Genomic DNA, 16,318 nt, shown 5'->3' with positions numbered 1-16,318 from the left:
CTCTGCATGGCCTTGATTAGACTTTGGTCTAATAAAAAACCCCGGGCCGAGGCACCGGGGTTTCGTTGAACGCACAGGTTACTTAGCGGTATTCGCCGAGCAGCCCCGTCTCATCGGAGATCAGTATTTCGACCCGGCGATTCTGCGCGCGGCCCTTGGCCGAGGCGTTCTCCGCCAAGGGATGGGCCTCGCCATAACCTTTCACCTGCATGCGCTTGGCATCGATGCCGAGGTCGGCCAGCACGTCGGCCACGGCCTGGGCACGAGCCCGCGACAGCTCCAGATTCTCTGCCGCCACGCCACGGTTGTCGGTATAGCCCTCGATGCGGATGGTGCGCCGCGGGTTGATCTGGAGGAACTGCACCAGCTTGAGGATGGTGCGGTTGGCCGAGGCCTTCAGCTCGGTGCGGCCGGCGTCGAACAGCACATCACCCAAGGTCATGACCAGGCCGCGATCGGTCTCGCTGGCGGCCAGGCTGACCACCTGCTCTTCCAGCCACTGGCCCTGTTGCTGGGCGCTGAGCAGCTTGGCCTCGCGCAGCGCCAGCTGCAGGCGCTCGCGCTCCAGCTCGAGCTTGGCCAGACGCTCCTGGTTGAGGTTCAGGTCGGCGTGCTGGCGGGCGATCTGACTGTAGCGCTGGCTGAGGAAGGCGTAGTGCGCGACATCGTCGGCGCTGCCCCAGTAATTGGACAGACGCTCGGCACGGGCCAGCGACTCACCGGCTCGGATCACATCCTTGGGCGCGCTGCGCAGCACGTCCGGATCTTCCTTCACCTGCTGAAAGCTGGCCTCCGCCTCGCCCAGCACCTGCTGGTTATGCTGGCTGGCGCAACCGCCCAGCAGCGCCAGGGAGAGCAGCAGAGCGCCGCCCATGGTCATCTTCGGCATCACGGCAGCTCTCCCAGTTGCTTGCGCAGGCGGGTGAGGCGCGCGTTCAGTTCATCGAGCTGCTTCTGGCTCTTCTGATTGAGGACCTTGGCCTCGGCGAGGCGAGCGTCGAGCTCGGCCTGTTCGGCGAACACCCGGGCGCGCTTGTAGTCCTCCTCGCCCATGTTCTTCTCGGCGCGGGCCAGCTTGCGCTCGGCCTCACGCATCTCCTCGAGTTGCGGATCTGCACCGACCGCGCGCGCCTGCTCGACGGCCTGAACGGTGAGGCGCATCTGCTCGTTCGGCGCCGGGTCGTTGGCACAGCCGGCCAGCGCCAGCACTGCCAGGACAAGGGTTAGACGTGGGTTCACTGAGAATCTTCCTGCTCTTGCGGGGGAACGTCGGCGGCTTGCGCCTGCTGGGCTTTCCAGCGCTCCAGATTGCGCTGCAGGAGGGACTCCGGCAGGCCGGCGGCGGTCAATTCTGTCATCTTTTTCGCCAGCTGTCCGCGCAGCCAGGGATCGTTGCAGGCGGAGTTGTGCGACAGGGTCAGGTACAGGCCTTCACTGGAGATCGGCGGCTCCAGGGTTTCCAGGCTCTCCAGCATGCCCTGGGTGTTGGCCAGCGCCACGCCTGGGTAGCGCTCGTAGATCACATAGTCGGTGCGCCCCAACAGCAGCTTCTGAAAGGCCTGGATCAGGCTGGGCACTTCCTCGAGGCTGAGGTTGGCCTTGGCGAAGGCATCGAACTGCTGGCCGAAGCTGTTGTGCACCAGCGTGCCGCCGGTACGCCCGCGTAGATCTTCCCAGCCACTGTAGGGGAAGCCCTGGCCCTTGCGCACCCAGACCACGCTGGGCGTGATGAAGAAGGCGGGATGCACGTAGTCCATGCTCTCCAGGCGTGGCAGGGTGAGGAAAGCGCCGGCCAGGAGGTCGACCCGACCGGTGCGCACCTCGTCCTGGGCGCGGGACCAGGGACCGGTGTAGATGATCTCGATCTTTACCCCCAGCTGTTTGCCGATCAGCGTCAGCAGGTCGGCATTGGCACCGATCAGGTGCTGCGGGCTCTGCGGGTCGCGCCACAGATAGGGCGGGTACTCGGGGTTGCCGGTGGCCACCAGGCGCTCGCACTTGCCGGCGGCCGAAGCCAGGCCGGGAAGCAGCAACAGGCCGATGAGGCCGAGGATTTTCAACGACAACATTTTTTGCATCGGAAGCACCGCTGGTATGCGTGGCAAGCAGCGGGCCTTCACCAGCCCCGCGCTCTTCATGCTAGCGTAGCAAGCACGCCTAATAATTATTAGCGATAAGGATTCGCCATGAAAAAAATCGCCCTCGGCATAGCCCTGTTGCTGGCAGGCGCGGCCGGTGCGCTGTACCTCTCACCTGCCGCGCTGGTGGCCGGCGTGCGGTTTGTCGAGCGCCAGCTGGCTGGCGTCTCTCCGAAGGAAATCACGGTCGGCGAGCTGACCATACATTACTACGAAGGCGGGCCGGCCGACGGTGAAACACTGCTGATGATTCACGGATTCGGCGCCGATCGCGATAACTGGCTGCGCTTCTCCCGCCACCTCACCCACCGCTACCGCGTAATCGCCCTGGACCTGCCCGGCTTCGGCGAGAGCAGCAAACCGAATGCCAGCTACGATGTGGTCAGCCAGATGGAGCGAGTGCGGGCCTTCGCCAACGCTCTGCGGATCGACAAGCTGCACCTGGTCGGCAATTCCATGGGAGGGCATATCGCCGCGCTGTATGCCGCGCGCCATCCCGAACAGGTCCTGAGTGTCGCGCTTCTGGACAATGCCGGGGTCACCGCACCGCAAAAGAGCGAGATGATCCAGCGCCTCGAGCGCGGCGAGCCCAATCCGCTGGTGGTCCGCAGAGCCGAAGACTTCGACGCGCTGATGAACTTCGTCTTCGTCAGCCCGCCACCGTTGCCGGAGTCCCTCAAGCGCTACTTTGCCGAGAGGTCGGTGGTCAACCAGGAGCACTACGACCGCATCTTCGCCCAGCTGCGCGGCCACTATGTGCCGTTGGAGCCTGAACTGCCGAACATCCAGGTGCCGACCCTGGTGCTGTGGGGCGAGCAGGACCGTGCCCTGCATGTCTCCAGCATCGATGTGATGCAACCGCTGCTGAAGCAACCGACCGTGGTAGTAATGAAGAACTGCGGCCACGCGCCGATGATCGAACGTCCCGAGGAAACGGCGCACCACTATCAGGCTTTCCTAGACAGTCTGTAGAAACCGGTCTTCCTAAAACAAAAAACCCGCTCGATGAGCGGGTTTTTTGCGAGAGCGAAGAAGCTGGATCAGACCAGTTTCTCGAGCTCCGGTACGGCTTCGAACAGGTCAGCCACCAGGCCGTAGTCAGCCACCTGGAAGATCGGGGCTTCTTCGTCCTTGTTGATAGCGACGATGACCTTGGAGTCCTTCATGCCTGCCAGGTGCTGGATGGCACCGGAGATACCGACCGCGATGTACAGCTGCGGAGCGACGATCTTGCCGGTCTGGCCAACCTGCATGTCGTTCGGCACGAAGCCGGCGTCGACGGCAGCGCGGGAAGCGCCGACGGCAGCGCCCAGCTTGTCGGCCAGAGCGTACAGGTGCTTGAAGTTATCGCCGTTCTGCATGCCACGGCCGCCGGAAACGACGATCTTGGCAGCGGTCAGTTCCGGACGGTCGGACTTGGCCAGCTCTTCGCCGACGAAGGACGACTTGCCAGCGTCGCCGCCAGTGGTGACGGCTTCGATGGCAGCGGAGCCACCTTCGGCAGCAGCGGCGTCGAAGCCTGTACCACGCACGGTGATCACTTTCACGGCAGCCGAGGACTGCACGGTAGCGATGGCGTTACCGGCATAGATCGGGCGCTTGAAGGTATCGGCGCTTTCGACGGCAACGATTTCGGAGATCTGGTCGACGTCCAGCTGAGCGGCAACGCGCGGCAGGATGTTCTTACCGTTGCTGGTGGCGGCAGCCAGGATGTGGCTGTAGCCCTTGCCCAGCTCGGCAACCAGCGGGGCGACGTTCTCCGGCAGCTGGTTGGCGAAGGCGGCGTTATCGGCAACCAGCACCTTGCTCACGCCAGCGATTTTGGCAGCGGCTTCGGCAGCAGCACCGGCATTGGAACCGGCGACCAGCACGTGAATGTCACCACCGATCTTCTGAGCAGCGGCAACGGTGTTCAGAGTGGCCGCGGCCAGAGCGGCGTTAGTGTGTTCTGCAACAACCAAGATAGTCATTTAGATTACCTTCGCCTCGTTCTTCAATTTCTCGACCAGTTCAGCCACGGACTTGACCTTGATGCCGGCGCTGCGGGCAGCAGGCGCTTCGACTTTCAGGGTCTTGACGGTGGAAGCGGTGGAAACGCCCAGGGCGTCCGGGGTAACCACGTCCAGCGGCTTCTTCTTGGCTTTCATGATGTTCGGCAGCGACGCGTAGCGCGGCTCGTTCAGGCGCAGGTCGGTGGTGACGATCGCCGGCAGGGCCAGAGCAACGGTCTGCAGACCGCCGTCGATTTCGCGGGTCACGTTGACCTTGTCGCCAGCCAGTTCGACCTTGGAAGCGAAGGTACCCTGGGCGAAGCCAGTCAGGGCGCCCAGCATCTGGCCGGTCTGGTTGTTGTCGCTGTCGATGGCCTGCTTGCCCATGATGACCAGTTGCGGCTGCTCCTTGTCGACCACGGCTTTCAGCAGCTTGGCCACGGCCAGGGAGTTCAGCTCTTCGTTGGTCTCAACCAGGATCGAACGGTCAGCACCCAGGGCCAGAGCGGTACGCAGTTGCTCCTGAGCGGTGTTCGGGCCGATGGTGACGACGACGATCTCGCTCGCCACACCTTTTTCCTTCAGACGTACGGCCTCTTCCACAGCGATTTCGCAGAAGGGGTTCATCGACATCTTGACGTTGGCGAGGTCGACGCCGGAGTTGTCCGCCTTGACGCGGACTTTGACGTTGTAGTCGACCACTCGTTTGACAGCTACAAGAACCTTCATGGATTCCTCGTTACTCTCCGGTGAATAAGAATGTCGCCAAGGCAAGCCTGGCCGGTGATGCTAGTCGGCCGGAACCGACGGTCAGCCCATACGGCGAACGCAAAACCGCCCGTATCTTGACCGGAACGCCCTTTTCGGTCAACACGAAAAACTCCCATTTATCCGGCGCCAAGCCTTGCGCTACACGGCTTTGACAAAATTCAAACAAACGTTTGTATTGGACGTGCAAGGGGCTATATATATAATGCCCAGCGCGCAGGCCAGAGAAAGCCTAGCCAAGCCAGATCAATAACACCGAAGAAGCCTTGAGTAGGAGATTCTCTGTGGAACGCGAATTTATGGAATTCGACGTCGTCATCGTCGGCGCCGGCCCCTCGGGCCTCTCCGCCGCCTGCCGACTGAAGCAGAAGGCCGCCGACGCCGGCAAAGAAATCAGCGTCTGCGTGGTCGAGAAGGGTTCCGAAGTCGGCGCTCACATCCTCTCCGGTGCGGTCTTCGAGCCGCGCGCCCTGAACGAGCTGTTCCCCAACTGGAAAGAGCTGGGCGCCCCGCTGAACACCGAAGTCAAGCGTGACGACATCTATATGTTGAAGAACGCTGACAGCGCCATCAAAGTGCCGGGCCTGTTCGTGCCCAAGACCATGCACAACGAAGGCAACTACATCATCTCCCTGGGCAACCTGTGCCGCTGGCTGGCCCAGCAGGCCGAAGCCCTGGGCGTCGAGATCTACCCGGGCTTCGCCGCCCAGGAAGCACTGATCGACGAGAACGGGGTGGTTCGCGGCATCATCACCGGCGACCTCGGCGTGGATCGCGAAGGCCATCCCAAAGAGGGCTACTACACCCCCGGCATGGAGCTGCGCGGCAAGTACACTTTGTTCGCCGAAGGCTGCCGTGGCCACATCGGCAAGCAGCTGATCAAGAAATTCAATCTCGACTCCGAAGCCGACGCCCAGCACTACGGCATTGGCATCAAGGAAATCTGGGACATCGACCCGGCCAAGCACGAGCAGGGTCTGGTGGTGCACACCGCCGGCTGGCCGCTGGATGTGGTCGGCACCGAGAACACCGGCGGCTCCTTCCTCTATCACCTGGAAAACAACCAGGTAGTGGTCGGCCTGATCGTCGACCTGTCTTACGGCAACGCCTTCCTGTCGCCGTTCGACGAGTTCCAGCGCTACAAGCACCACCCGGTGATCAAGCAGTACCTGGAAGGCGGCAAGCGCGTCGCCTACGGTGCTCGCGCCATCTGCAAAGGCGGCCTGAACTCGCTGCCGAAGATGGTCTTCCCGGGCGGCGCCCTGATCGGTTGCGACCTGGGCACTCTGAACTTCGCCAAGATCAAGGGCAGCCACACCGCCATGAAGTCCGGCATGCTGGCCGCCGAAGCGGTTGCCGACGCACTGCTGGCCGACGGCCAGGGCGGCGACCTGCTCAACGGCTACGTCGATGGCTTCAAGGCCAGCTGGCTATACGACGAGCTGTTCCGCAGCCGTAACTTCGGCCCGGCCCTGCACAAGTTCGGCCCGGTCTTCGGTGGCGGCCTGAACTGGCTGGATCAGAACGTCTTCGGCGGCAAGATCCCCTTCACCCTGCACGACACCAAGCCGGACTATGCCTGCCTGAAGCCCGCTGCAGAATCGAAGCGTATCGACTATCCGAAGCCGGACGGCAAGCTGAGCTTCGACAAACTCTCCTCGGTGTTCCTCTCCAACACCAACCACGAGGAAGAGCAGCCCTGCCACCTGAAGCTGACCGACGCCAGCATCCCGCTCAGCGTCAACCTGCCGAAGTACGACGAACCGGCGCAGCGCTACTGCCCGGCCGGCGTGTACGAGGTGGTGACCAAGGAAGACGGCGAGAAGAAGTTCCAGATCAACGCGCAGAACTGCGTGCACTGCAAGACCTGCGACATCAAGGACCCGGCCCAGAACATCACCTGGATCGCTCCGGAAGGCACCGGCGGCCCGAACTACCCCAACATGTAATTCGAGCCGTATTGAAAAAGCCGCCGCAAGGCGGCTTTTTCATGCCTGCCATTCGCCGGCGAAAGCCTGCTGTAGCTCGACAATGTCCAGCACCTTCACCCCAGCATGACCTCGGTCGTCCACTGCAAGGCGGCCCGATCCTCCGCCATCGGAACCTCCGACACCCCACCTGCCAGGCCAGACCGTCGTGGGTCTCTCCGACACTACTGCACTCCGGAATGCCATTCCCAACCACCCGCCTCTCCCGCCCGAGCACTGGCAACGGATAGCCGCTCCTTCAGTTGATCGTTACTGCCAACGGGAATAAACAGCAGGCAATAAAAAGGGCTCCCTAGGGAGCCCTTTTTTCAGTACCACGTCAGATCAGTGTGCGAACAGCGAGCCACCTTTCTTGCCGGCCAGCTTCTCCGGCTTGATCAGGAAGCGCGCCAGGGCTGGCAGCAGCCACAGGGCACCGAACATGTTCCACAGCAGCATGAAGGTCAGCATCAGACCCATGTCGGCCTGGAACTTGATCGCCGAGAAGATCCAGGTGACCACGCCGATGGCCAGGCACAGACCGGTGAACAGTACGGCCTTACCAGTGGAGCGCAGGGTCTGGTAGTACGCCTCTTGCAGCGGCATGCCGGCACGCAGGAAGCTCTCCAGGCGGCTGTAGATATAGATGCCGTAGTCGACACCGATACCCACGCCGAGCGCGATCACCGGCAGGGTCGCCACCTTCACGCCGATGCCCAGCCAGGCCATCAGGGCGTTACCCAGGATGGAGGTGAGGATCAGCGGCAGGATGATGCACAACATGGCGCCCAAGGAGCGGAAGGTGATCAGGCACATCACCGCCACGCAGATGTACACCAGCACCAGGATCTTCAGCTCGGAGGTGGCGATCACCTCGTTGGTAGCGGCCTCGATACCGGCGTTACCGGCAGCCAGCAGGAACTGCAGATCGTCCTTGTTGTTCTCCTTGGCGAACTCTTCCACCACGCCTACGGCGCGCTTGAGGGTCGCCGCCTTGTGGTCGTTGAGGAACACCAGCACCGGCGCCAGCGAGCAGTCGGCGTTGTACAGACCGTCCGCACGGGCGATGGAGTTGTTGAGGATGTCCGGGTTACGCGACAGGGTCTCCCACTTGAGACTGCCCTCGTTCATGCCCTTGATCACCTGCTTGGACACGCTGACCATCGAGATGGCCGACTGCACGCCCTCGGTGTTCTCCAGTTGCCACATCAGCTGGTCGATAGGCGCCAGGGTCTGGTGCGTGGAGCAACCTTCGTTCGGCGTCTTGACCATCACCACCAGCACGTCGGAGCTGGTCGAGTAGTTGCTGATGATGAAGTCGTTGTCCTTGTTGTAGCGCGAGTCCGGACGCAGCTCCGGCGCACCCTGATCGAGGTCGCCGATCTGCAGGTGGGCCTTCTGGTACCAGAAGGCGGCCACGCCGGCGGACAGGGCGATGACCACCGAGATCGGTGCCACCACCGGGTGAGCGAAGTTGGACAGCAGACGCCAGAACGGCTGATCGCAGTTGGCCTCGCGCCTGCTGCGCTCGACGGCCTTCTTGCTGATGCCGATGTAGGAGATCGCCACCGGCAGCAGGATCAGGTTGGTGAACACGATCACGCCGACGCCGATGGAGGCGCCGATGGCCAGCTCGCGGATCACGCCGATGTCGATGATCAGCAGGGTGATGAAGCCGACGGCGTCCACCAGGATCGCGATCATGCCCGGCAGGAACAGCTGGCGGAAGGTACGGCGCGCCGCGGTCAGGGCGTTGTCGGCGTCACTCGACTGCAGGGCGATACCGTTGATCTTCTGCACCCCGTGAGAAATGCCGATGGCGAAGATCAGGAATGGCACCAGCATCGAGTACGGGTCGAGGCCGAATCCGGCGAGGTTCATCAGGCCCAGCTGCCAGACCACCGCGATCAGGGTGGTGGAGACCACCGAGATGGTCGAGCGGATGCACCAGCTGAACCAGTACAGCAGCACCAGGGTGATGACCAGGGCGATACCGAAGAAGGCCACCACCATGATCAGACCATCGATCAGGTCACCGACCTTCTTGGCGAAGCCGACGATGTGCACCTGCACATTGGGATTCTGCGCCTGGTACTTGTCGCGGATCTTCTCTTCCAGCTCGTGGGAGAACTGGCGGTAGTCCAGCTTGAGCAGCTTGCTCTGGTCCTTCGGATCCGGGTACTGCTCGAGCAGCGGCACGTCGACGATGCTGGACTTGAAGTTGTTGGCCACCAAGCGGCCGACCTGACCGGACTTCAGCACGTTGCCACGCAGCTCGCCGAGGCTCTGCGCGGAGCCGTCGTAGGTCTGCGGGATCACTTCGCCGCCGTCGAAGCCCTCTTCGGTCACTTCGGTCCAGCGCACGCTCGGGCTCCACAGCGACTTCAGACCGGAACGGTCGACGCCGGGGATGTAGAACACCTCGTCGTGGATCTGGCGCAGGGTCTCCATGTACTCCTTGGAGAAGATGTCGCCATCCTTCGCCTCCACGGAGATACGCACGGTGTTGCCCAGGTTGGACAGGTCGTTGCGGTGCTCGAGCATCTTCTCGATGAAGGGGTGCTCCAGCGGGATCATCTTCTCGAAGCTGGTCGAGGGACGGATGTGCGAGGCCTGCCACAGCAGCAGCATGGTGATCACCGTGCACAGCGCGATCACGATTGGCCGGTTGTTGAAGATCAGGCGCTCGAGGAAGGTCGCCTTGTCCTGGTGATGGCTACTCATGGAACTCATATGCTCATTCGCCCCGGATTATTGTTTTTGGCCTGGCTCGGTGCCAGTCGGAGAAGCGATCTGCACGCCACCCTGCCCCACCAGGACCAGGTTGCCTGCCGCGTCGTCGGTAGCACCGGCCAGGGAGGCACGGTCCGGACGATTGACCACGGTGAAGGTGCGCCCGGAATCCTTGCTGGTCAGGACGCTGCCGCCATGGCCGACGATGACCACGGTGCCGTCCTTGAGCAGGCTGGCGTTGGCCAGGCCGAATTCCAGCGGGCCGCTATCGGAGAGCAGCTTGACCTGCTGCCAGGTGGCGCCGAAATCGGTGGAGCGGAACAGGTTGCCGCGCAGGCCATAGGCCAGCACGGTGTTGGCGCTGGCGGTGCCGATGGCGCCGAACAGGGTGCCTTCATACGGACCCTTGACCTTCTCCCAGGTCTGACCCCAATCGGCGGAGCGGAACATGCTGCCCGCCTCGCCCACGGCGAACAGGCCGGCGTCCTTCACGGCGGTGATGCCGTTGAGGTGGTAGCCGTCTTCATTGTCCATGCGGTCGCTGACGTCGTTCCAGGTCTTGCCGCCGTCGGTGGTCTCCAGCAGCGCGCCATAGGCGCCGACTGCGTAACCGGTGCTGGCATCGCGGAACCAGACGTCCAGCAGCGGCGCTTCGCGCTGCAGGTCTTCGAACTGCAGGTCCCAGTTGGCGCCGCCGTCGTCGGTGGCGAGGATCTGCGCGTCATGGCCGACGGCCCAGCCATGCTTGTCGTCGGCGAAATACACCGCGGTCAGCAACTGGCGGCTCGGCACACGAGCCTGAACCCAGTTGCGCCCGGCGTCTTCGGAAAACAGGATGTGGCCACGATCGCCCACAGCAACCAGACGCTTGCCAGCGTGAGTCACGTCGAGCAGCAGGCTGGTGACGGCCTGGGGCGATTCGATGGAAAGGACGGCAGCTGCGTCCGCGGCCTGCAGAGGCAGAGGCGCGGCGAATGCCAGGACGGAACATACGCTGAGCAGCGACAGCGCTTTCGCCAGCGGCGAGTGATGACGGGCCGGGGCCTGGACGGAAGTCAGACAACCGGAGCGGGTGCGCCGCACGACGGGCTCACGCATATATTTCCCCCTTTATTCTTATAGGTGGGTTCATTGCCCTTTATCAGGCGGGCTCATGCTATACGGCTTTGGAAAAACCTGACAATCGGCGTGACGTTATGTTTTGTTAAGCGCCGAATCGCCGAGAATCGCCACAGAGTAAAAGGCCGCTAGCACTCTAGCGGCCTTTTGCCTTCACGTCTCTGTTAACTCAGCGGGTCCCGACTCGGCGCAGGGTCGCCACCGAGAAATGGTTGGACTCGGGCAACGGCTGGCTGAAGTCACTGGTGCCCTGCTCCTCGTTGTCGAGGTTCTGCACGTAGTAGCGGCCGGACTGCAGGTCGTGGAACACATCCAGCGCCGACCAGGTGGTGGGCAGCTCGTAGTAGTTCTTCAGGTAGGCGATGGAGACCCGCCACAGCTCGCCGCGGCTGTCGTACTGGTCGGCTATCGCCACCTGCCAGCTGTCCTCGTCGAGGTACAGGGTGCGCTTGGCATAGATATGCCGGGCGCCGGGCTTGAGCGTTCCCTCAACCACCCACACCCGGTGCAGCTCGTGACGGGTGAACTGCGGATCGAGGTGGCCGGGCTTGATCAGCTGGTCGTAGCTGACGTCCGGACTGGAGATGCGGTAGTTGTTGTAGGGGATGTAGATCTCCCGCTTGCCCAGTAGCTTCCACTCATAGCGGTCCGGCGCGCCGTTGAACATGTCCTTGTCGTCGGCGGTCATCAGGTTGTCGGCGGTGGTCAGCGGCGTGTCGTAGGCGACATTGGGCGCGCGGCGCACGCGGCGCTGGCCGGCGGCGTAGCCCCAGGCCTGGCGAGCCTGCTCCACCTGATCCAGCGTCTCGTGCACCAGCAGCGCGCCGCCGGCCAGACGGGCCGGCGCCTTGGTCACGGCCATGTAGTAGAACAGCATGTTGTCCAGCTGCTCGGCAGAGCCGCCCTGTTGGTAATAGTTGAACAGCGCCTCCTGGTGCGTGGTGACCAGGGCATAGCTGCCATTGCGCTGCACGCTGGCGTCCGAGGACTGACGCACCGCATAGGTGCCGCGATAGCGGGCGACGTGATTCCACAGAGCCTCGACACCGCTTTGCGGAATCGGGAAGGGAATGCCGCCGAAGGCCTCGGCGAAGCCGTTGCCACCTTCCAGCAGACGCGCCTTCTCCGCGTTGCGGCGGGTGTTGTCGTATACCCACTGGGGTGCGGAAGCAGTGCGCCGGGTCTGGTAGACCGGCATCTGGAAGCTGTCCGGATAGGACTTGAACAGGGCCAACTGGCCCGGCGTCAGGTTGTCCTTGTACTGCTCCAGGTTGGCCTTGCTGATGGTGAATAGTGGCTTGTCGCCCTGGAACGGATCGACATGATGATGGCCGGGGCCGGCATAACCCGCCGGGGCCTGGGTGATACCGCCGCTCCAGGCAGGAATGGTGCCGGCCGCATTGGCCGCCTTGTCGCCACCCAGCGGGGTCAGGCTGACGCCCAGCTTGACGGCCTCGTCGGCGCTCACCGCCGCCAGGGCGGCATTCGACAGGCACAGCAGCAGCCCGGTCGCGAACAGTCCTTTCAACATTCTTGTTTGCTCCACTCGTTCAGGTCAGGCATGGCTGACCAGCTTTAAGCACCACCACCAGGGTGTTGCCGGAAGCCCGCATCCTTTCCGGAAAGCCTGCAGCAATGCCTGGCGCGCGGACTACCGGCGCGAGCGATTCAGGCATTGCAGGTGATGACCGATAATCGAGATGGCCGGATGCCAGCTAGATCGCGCGGCAGTTAAGCAGATACACCCGGGCAAAAGCGCGCAGCAGCGCACGCACGGAGGCAGCGACCGAGAGGTCCGAAACAGGCCGAAAGGTCAGACGAAAAAATGTCGACCCGGCCGCAGACCGGGTCGCAAAAGCCACTCGAACAAGCGGCGGGAGAAGAACTGGGTGAACGGCGGAGGCCGGCCTCCGCCTTGCTGCGGCTTAGCGAGTACCGCGACGACGCAGGGCAGACGGAGTGAACTCGCTCTCGGCCGGAATCGCCTTGCTGAAGTTGGCGGTGGTCGGCTCTTCGCTGTCCAGGTTCTGCACGTAGTAGCGACGGCTTTGCAGGTCGTGGAAGGCCTCCATGGCCGACCAGGTGGTGGGCAGGTCGTAGTAGTTCTTCAGATAGGCGATGGACACGCGCCACAGCTCGCCACGGGTGTCGTACTGGTCCACTACCGCGGCCTGCCAGCTGTCCTCGTCGAGGAACAGGGTGCGCTTGCCGTACACGTGGCGGGCGCCCGGCTTCAGCGTGCCCTCCACAACCCAGACGCGGTGCAGCTCGTTGCGGGTCAGCTCCGGATTGACGTGGCCGACCTTCAGCACGTCGTCGTATTTCACCCCGGCAGCGGCGATGCGGTAGTTGTTGTACGGGATGTACATCTCCTTCTTGCCCACCAGCTTCCAGTCGTAACGATCCGGGGAGCCGTTGAACATGTCGGTGTCGTCGGCGGTGCGCAGACCTTCGGAGGCGGCGATCGGCGTGTCGTAGGCCAGGTTCGGCGCACGACGCACACGGCGCTGGCCGGCGGCGTAGGCCCAGGCCTGACGCTGTTCCTTGACCTGATCGAGGGTCTCGTGGACCAGTGCGGCGCCGCCGGCCAGGCGAGCCGGACTCTTGGTGAAGTTCAGGTAGTAGAACAGGATGTTGTTCAGGTCGCCGTAGCTGCCCTTCGGATCGTAGTAGCGGAACAGCGCCTCGACCTCGGACACCACCGGCGAATAGGCGCCGGTGCGCTGCACCGCTGCCTCCACCGAACGGCGGGTGATGTAGGTGCCACGATAGCGCACGATGTGGTTCCACAGCGCCTCGACGCCGTCCTGCGGGATCGGGAACGGCACACCACCATAGGCGTCGGCGAAGCCGTTGCCGCCCTCCACCAGCTTCGCAGTGGTGGCGTTCTTGATGCTGTTGTCGTAGATCCACTGCGGCGCCGAGCCCGAGCGACGGCTCTGGTACACCGGCATCTGGAAGGTCTCAGGGTAGGAGTTGAACAGGGCGATCTGGCCCGCGCTCAGCTTGTCCTTGTACTGGTCCAGATTGGCCTTGGTAATGGTGAACAGCGGCTTGTCGTCCGGGAACGGATCGACGTGATGCTGACCGGAACCCTTGTAGCCAGCGGGGGCCTGAGTGATACCGCCGGTCCACTCGGGAATGCTGCCGTCGGCATTGCCGGCCTTCTCAGCACCGAAGGGGGTGAGCGTGGTGCCCAGCTTGGCCGCTTCGGACGCGGAAACGGCGGCCAGGGCGCTGCCGGCGGAAAGCGCGAGGGCAACTGCGGCGCCCATCAGCGTGTGTTTCATCAACATGGTGGTTCTCCGTACTAGCGAGCCGGGCGGCCTGGCCGCCCTGCCCTGTGGTTCTGCTTCAGAAGGAATACTTGAGGTTGACGCCCAGGTTGTCGCGATCGCGACCGCTGTTGTTCTGCCCGCCGCCGTAGTACTCGGTGTACTGCACTTCGGCTTCCAGGCTGTTCAGGTAGCTGGCGCGCAGGCCGACCGAGTAGGCCATGGCCCCCTCGACGAAGTTGCCGGTCTGGTGCGAGTTGCCCTGGAAGTTGTGCTTGAACACGGTGAAGGGTGACAGGTTGACACCCGCGTAGACGTCGTTCCAGGTGCCGGACAGGGCCAGGGTATAGCCGTAGGCGTCGCGGCTGATCTGATCCTCGTCGTCGTAACCGGACACATAGGCGCCGTTCGGGCGACCGGCGAAGCCACGCTCGCTGCCGTCATAGCCGGTGTAGGTCAGGCTGCTGGCGCGAGCGTGCTCTGAGGCAATCTCCGCCACGCCCATCAGCGAGTCGAAGCTGATCGCCGGGCCGAAGTTGTAGATGGTGCCGAGGGAAAGGTTGAACGCCTCGATGCGCTCATAGTTGTGGAACATCGGACCACGGCACAGCTGCTTGCCGGAAATGTCCGCGCAGGCCTGGTCGCCGGCGACGTTGCCGTCATAGATATTGGTCTGACCGAAGAAGCCCTGGCCCAGCAGATCGCCGAGCAGGTCGTTGGTGGCGCTGATACCCACCGGCAGGTTCGGTCGGTAGGCGATCTCGCCGAATACCGAGGCCTCGCCGATGGTGGTGTTGAAGCTGAAACCGTAGACGCGGATGTCTTCCACGTACTCGCGACGGGCGACGGCGTTGCTGGCGGCATCCAGAGTCGCCACGGCAGGGGCCAGCGCTGCGCCCTGCAAGGCCTCCAGCGCAGCCAGGTCGACGCCCTCGTAGTGGCTCAGGTCCACCGCGATCTGCGGCTCCTTGGCGTGGTAGTTGATGTAGTAGAAGCCGAACTCGGTGAGGTTCAACTCCTCGGCCACGTAGCGCAGGGCGAAGCCGTATTGACCGTCGTTCTTGGCGTTGATATCGCTGCCGACGTTGGCCACCTTGAACACGTTGTACTGCGGGTCCAGGTAGGCGTTAGGACCGAAGGGGCCGTTGCCGACCAGGCCTGCGCCCAACGCGCTCTGGTAGCCGGACATCACGATAGGCAACAGCGGGTTGTCATAGCGGGTGTAGGCCGTGTTGCCGCCTTCGGCGAACAGGTCGGTCTCGGAGAAGAAGGTACCGGCCGGATCGATGGCCGACTCCTTCCAGTTCCACTGGTAGAAGCTTTCCAGCGACAGGTTGTCGGTCAGGCCGATGTTGAAGTTGAAGGCCTCAACCGGAACCAGCACCTCCTTCAGCTCGGAGCCCGGCAGGCGGAACTTGGCGGCATCGATCGGGTTGGTGGTGTTGATGCCGCCGCGATAGAAGATGCCCTCGCCCCAGTTGAACACCTGGCGGCCGACCTTCACGGTGAGCGGCATGGTGCCGACGTCCCAGTTGCCATAGACATAGGCGTCGAGTATCTCGGCGCTGTTGCCGGCGTTACGGCGGGTCTCGTCGGTGAAATGGTCGTTGTTCGGGTAGCTCTGGCTCGGACGGAAATCGTCGTTGTCGTTGCGCTTGTCCATGATCTGGGTGTCATAGAAGGCGGTGCCACGCACGAACATGCCGTAGTTCTGGTAATTGGCCTCAAGATCCGAGGTGACCTTGAACACTTCGGAAACCAGGCCGGTGTCGAAGTTGCGGTTACCGTCGTTGCCGTTGGTGTCGTCGTTGGTCTTGTCCTGGCCCTGCACCCGGTACAGCTGACCGTAGGACAGGGTGGTATCCAGCGAGCCGGTCACTTCACCATCGACGAAGCTGAACTCGACGGCGTGGGCCGGCACGGCCAGCAGCAGCGGAATGAGGCCGGCGAGGGCGAAACCCGCCTTGGCGGGAGCGAGACAAAGGGACGACTTGCGCAAGGGGATGGCCATCGGCAACTCCATGGATCGATTGTTCTTGTTATGTCCGACTTGCCGGGCGCGCCCGGCTCTCGGCCGACGCGGGACTATTCAAGATCGATACCAAGGGGCCCGTTTCACAGAGAGTTTTTCGATAGCAGGTACGCCAGTCCCAAATATGGCCAATGTCGCCTGTGGATGTCTCAATTTGTCGCCCGACTGGCGCTATCTAACCTTGTGATTTCGCTCACCTTTTCGCGGCGAAAGCGTCTGCGACGGGGCTTTGGCGATCAGTAAAAACTGACCAGGAGAAAAGGAAACAGCGCGGTAACAGCGGATGCTACCGAGC

General features: G+C 63.0%; 12 protein-coding genes. 2 read left to right on the top strand and 10 right to left on the bottom strand.

What is annotated here, in order from left to right; translation table 11 throughout:
• Positions 1-82 precede the first annotated feature (82 nt).
• The 3 genes from IB232_RS03565 to IB232_RS03555 are packed head-to-tail and all read right to left on the bottom strand — an operon-like array spanning position 83 to position 2,069.
• On the bottom strand, positions 83-889 hold the full coding sequence (locus IB232_RS03565) for an OmpA family protein (protein WP_192397170.1): 807 nt from the start codon (positions 887-889) through the stop codon (positions 83-85).
• Positions 889-1,215, bottom strand: coding sequence for a DUF4398 domain-containing protein (locus IB232_RS03560; protein ID WP_137973391.1), 327 nt, complete (start codon positions 1,213-1,215; stop codon positions 889-891). Before IB232_RS03560 ends, IB232_RS03565 begins: the two co-directional genes overlap by 1 nt.
• Positions 1,216-1,235: 20 nt before the next feature.
• On the bottom strand, positions 1,236-2,069 hold the full coding sequence (locus IB232_RS03555) for a substrate-binding periplasmic protein (RefSeq protein ID WP_192397169.1): 834 nt from the start codon (positions 2,067-2,069) through the stop codon (positions 1,236-1,238).
• Positions 2,070-2,186: 117 nt separating this feature from the next.
• On the opposite strand from IB232_RS03555, the gene IB232_RS03550 reads away from it, so the two are divergent.
• Complete coding sequence (locus IB232_RS03550) at positions 2,187-3,110, top strand: alpha/beta fold hydrolase (RefSeq protein WP_192397168.1); 924 nt, start codon at positions 2,187-2,189, stop codon at positions 3,108-3,110.
• Between the two features lie 68 nt (positions 3,111-3,178).
• On the opposite strand, the gene IB232_RS03545 is transcribed toward IB232_RS03550, so the two are convergent.
• Positions 3,179-4,108 (bottom strand): electron transfer flavoprotein subunit alpha/FixB family protein, encoded by a 930-nt coding sequence (locus tag IB232_RS03545; RefSeq protein ID WP_137972571.1) that lies wholly within the window; start codon positions 4,106-4,108, stop codon positions 3,179-3,181.
• On the bottom strand, positions 4,109-4,858 hold the full coding sequence (locus tag IB232_RS03540; RefSeq protein ID WP_192397167.1) for an electron transfer flavoprotein subunit beta/FixA family protein: 750 nt from the start codon (positions 4,856-4,858) through the stop codon (positions 4,109-4,111).
• Positions 4,859-5,163: 305 nt separating this feature from the next.
• Between IB232_RS03540 and IB232_RS03535 the strand changes: the two genes are divergently transcribed.
• Complete coding sequence (locus IB232_RS03535; RefSeq protein ID WP_192397166.1) at positions 5,164-6,846, top strand: electron transfer flavoprotein-ubiquinone oxidoreductase; 1,683 nt, start codon at positions 5,164-5,166, stop codon at positions 6,844-6,846.
• 363 nt (positions 6,847-7,209) lie between these two features.
• Here the strand turns inward: IB232_RS03535 and IB232_RS03530 are convergent, their stop codons facing one another.
• The 5 genes from IB232_RS03530 to IB232_RS03510 form a co-directional block, all read right to left on the bottom strand.
• The gene (locus IB232_RS03530; RefSeq protein WP_192397165.1) at positions 7,210-9,597 is read right to left on the bottom strand and encodes an efflux RND transporter permease subunit; all 2,388 of its coding nucleotides are present in this window, start codon (positions 9,595-9,597) and stop codon (positions 7,210-7,212) included.
• A gap of 18 nt (positions 9,598-9,615) precedes the next feature.
• Complete coding sequence (locus tag IB232_RS03525; RefSeq protein ID WP_192397164.1) at positions 9,616-10,695, bottom strand: WD40/YVTN/BNR-like repeat-containing protein; 1,080 nt, start codon at positions 10,693-10,695, stop codon at positions 9,616-9,618.
• Between the two features lie 190 nt (positions 10,696-10,885).
• Positions 10,886-12,247 (bottom strand): DUF1329 domain-containing protein, encoded by a 1,362-nt coding sequence (locus tag IB232_RS03520; protein ID WP_192397163.1) that lies wholly within the window; start codon positions 12,245-12,247, stop codon positions 10,886-10,888.
• A 394-nt stretch (positions 12,248-12,641) separates the two neighbouring features.
• The gene (locus tag IB232_RS03515) at positions 12,642-14,012 is read right to left on the bottom strand and encodes a DUF1329 domain-containing protein (RefSeq protein ID WP_192397162.1); all 1,371 of its coding nucleotides are present in this window, start codon (positions 14,010-14,012) and stop codon (positions 12,642-12,644) included.
• Positions 14,013-14,070: 58 nt separating this feature from the next.
• Positions 14,071-16,002 carry a DUF1302 domain-containing protein gene (locus IB232_RS03510; RefSeq protein WP_192397161.1) on the bottom strand — a complete coding sequence of 644 codons (1,932 nt, stop codon included), beginning with the start codon at positions 16,000-16,002 and terminating at the stop codon, positions 14,071-14,073.
• Positions 16,003-16,318: the final 316 nt, after the last annotated feature.

This window comes from Pseudomonas sp. PDM15, from assembly GCF_014851565.1.
Classification (GTDB): domain Bacteria; phylum Pseudomonadota; class Gammaproteobacteria; order Pseudomonadales; family Pseudomonadaceae; genus Aquipseudomonas.
This window is presented reverse-complemented; position numbering and strand designations above follow the sequence as displayed.

Excerpts from the sequence above, each read along its gene's own strand:
- IB232_RS03510 (WP_192397161.1), bottom strand. The coding sequence starts at position 16,002 with ATGGCCATCCCCTTGCGCAAGTCGTCCCTTTGTCTCGCTCCCGCCAAG.
- IB232_RS03530 (WP_192397165.1), bottom strand. The coding sequence starts at position 9,597 with ATGAGTTCCATGAGTAGCCATCACCAGGACAAGGCGACCTTCCTCGAG.
- IB232_RS03515 (WP_192397162.1), bottom strand. The coding sequence starts at position 14,012 with ATGTTGATGAAACACACGCTGATGGGCGCCGCAGTTGCCCTCGCGCTT.
- IB232_RS03525 (WP_192397164.1), bottom strand. The coding sequence starts at position 10,695 with ATGCGTGAGCCCGTCGTGCGGCGCACCCGCTCCGGTTGTCTGACTTCC.
- IB232_RS03545 (WP_137972571.1), bottom strand. The coding sequence starts at position 4,108 with ATGACTATCTTGGTTGTTGCAGAACACACTAACGCCGCTCTGGCCGCG.
- IB232_RS03520 (WP_192397163.1), bottom strand. The coding sequence starts at position 12,247 with ATGTTGAAAGGACTGTTCGCGACCGGGCTGCTGCTGTGCCTGTCGAAT.
- IB232_RS03555 (WP_192397169.1), bottom strand. The coding sequence starts at position 2,069 with ATGTTGTCGTTGAAAATCCTCGGCCTCATCGGCCTGTTGCTGCTTCCC.
- IB232_RS03540 (WP_192397167.1), bottom strand. The coding sequence starts at position 4,858 with ATGAAGGTTCTTGTAGCTGTCAAACGAGTGGTCGACTACAACGTCAAA.
- IB232_RS03565 (WP_192397170.1), bottom strand. The coding sequence starts at position 889 with ATGCCGAAGATGACCATGGGCGGCGCTCTGCTGCTCTCCCTGGCGCTG.
- IB232_RS03550 (WP_192397168.1), top strand. The coding sequence starts at position 2,187 with ATGAAAAAAATCGCCCTCGGCATAGCCCTGTTGCTGGCAGGCGCGGCC.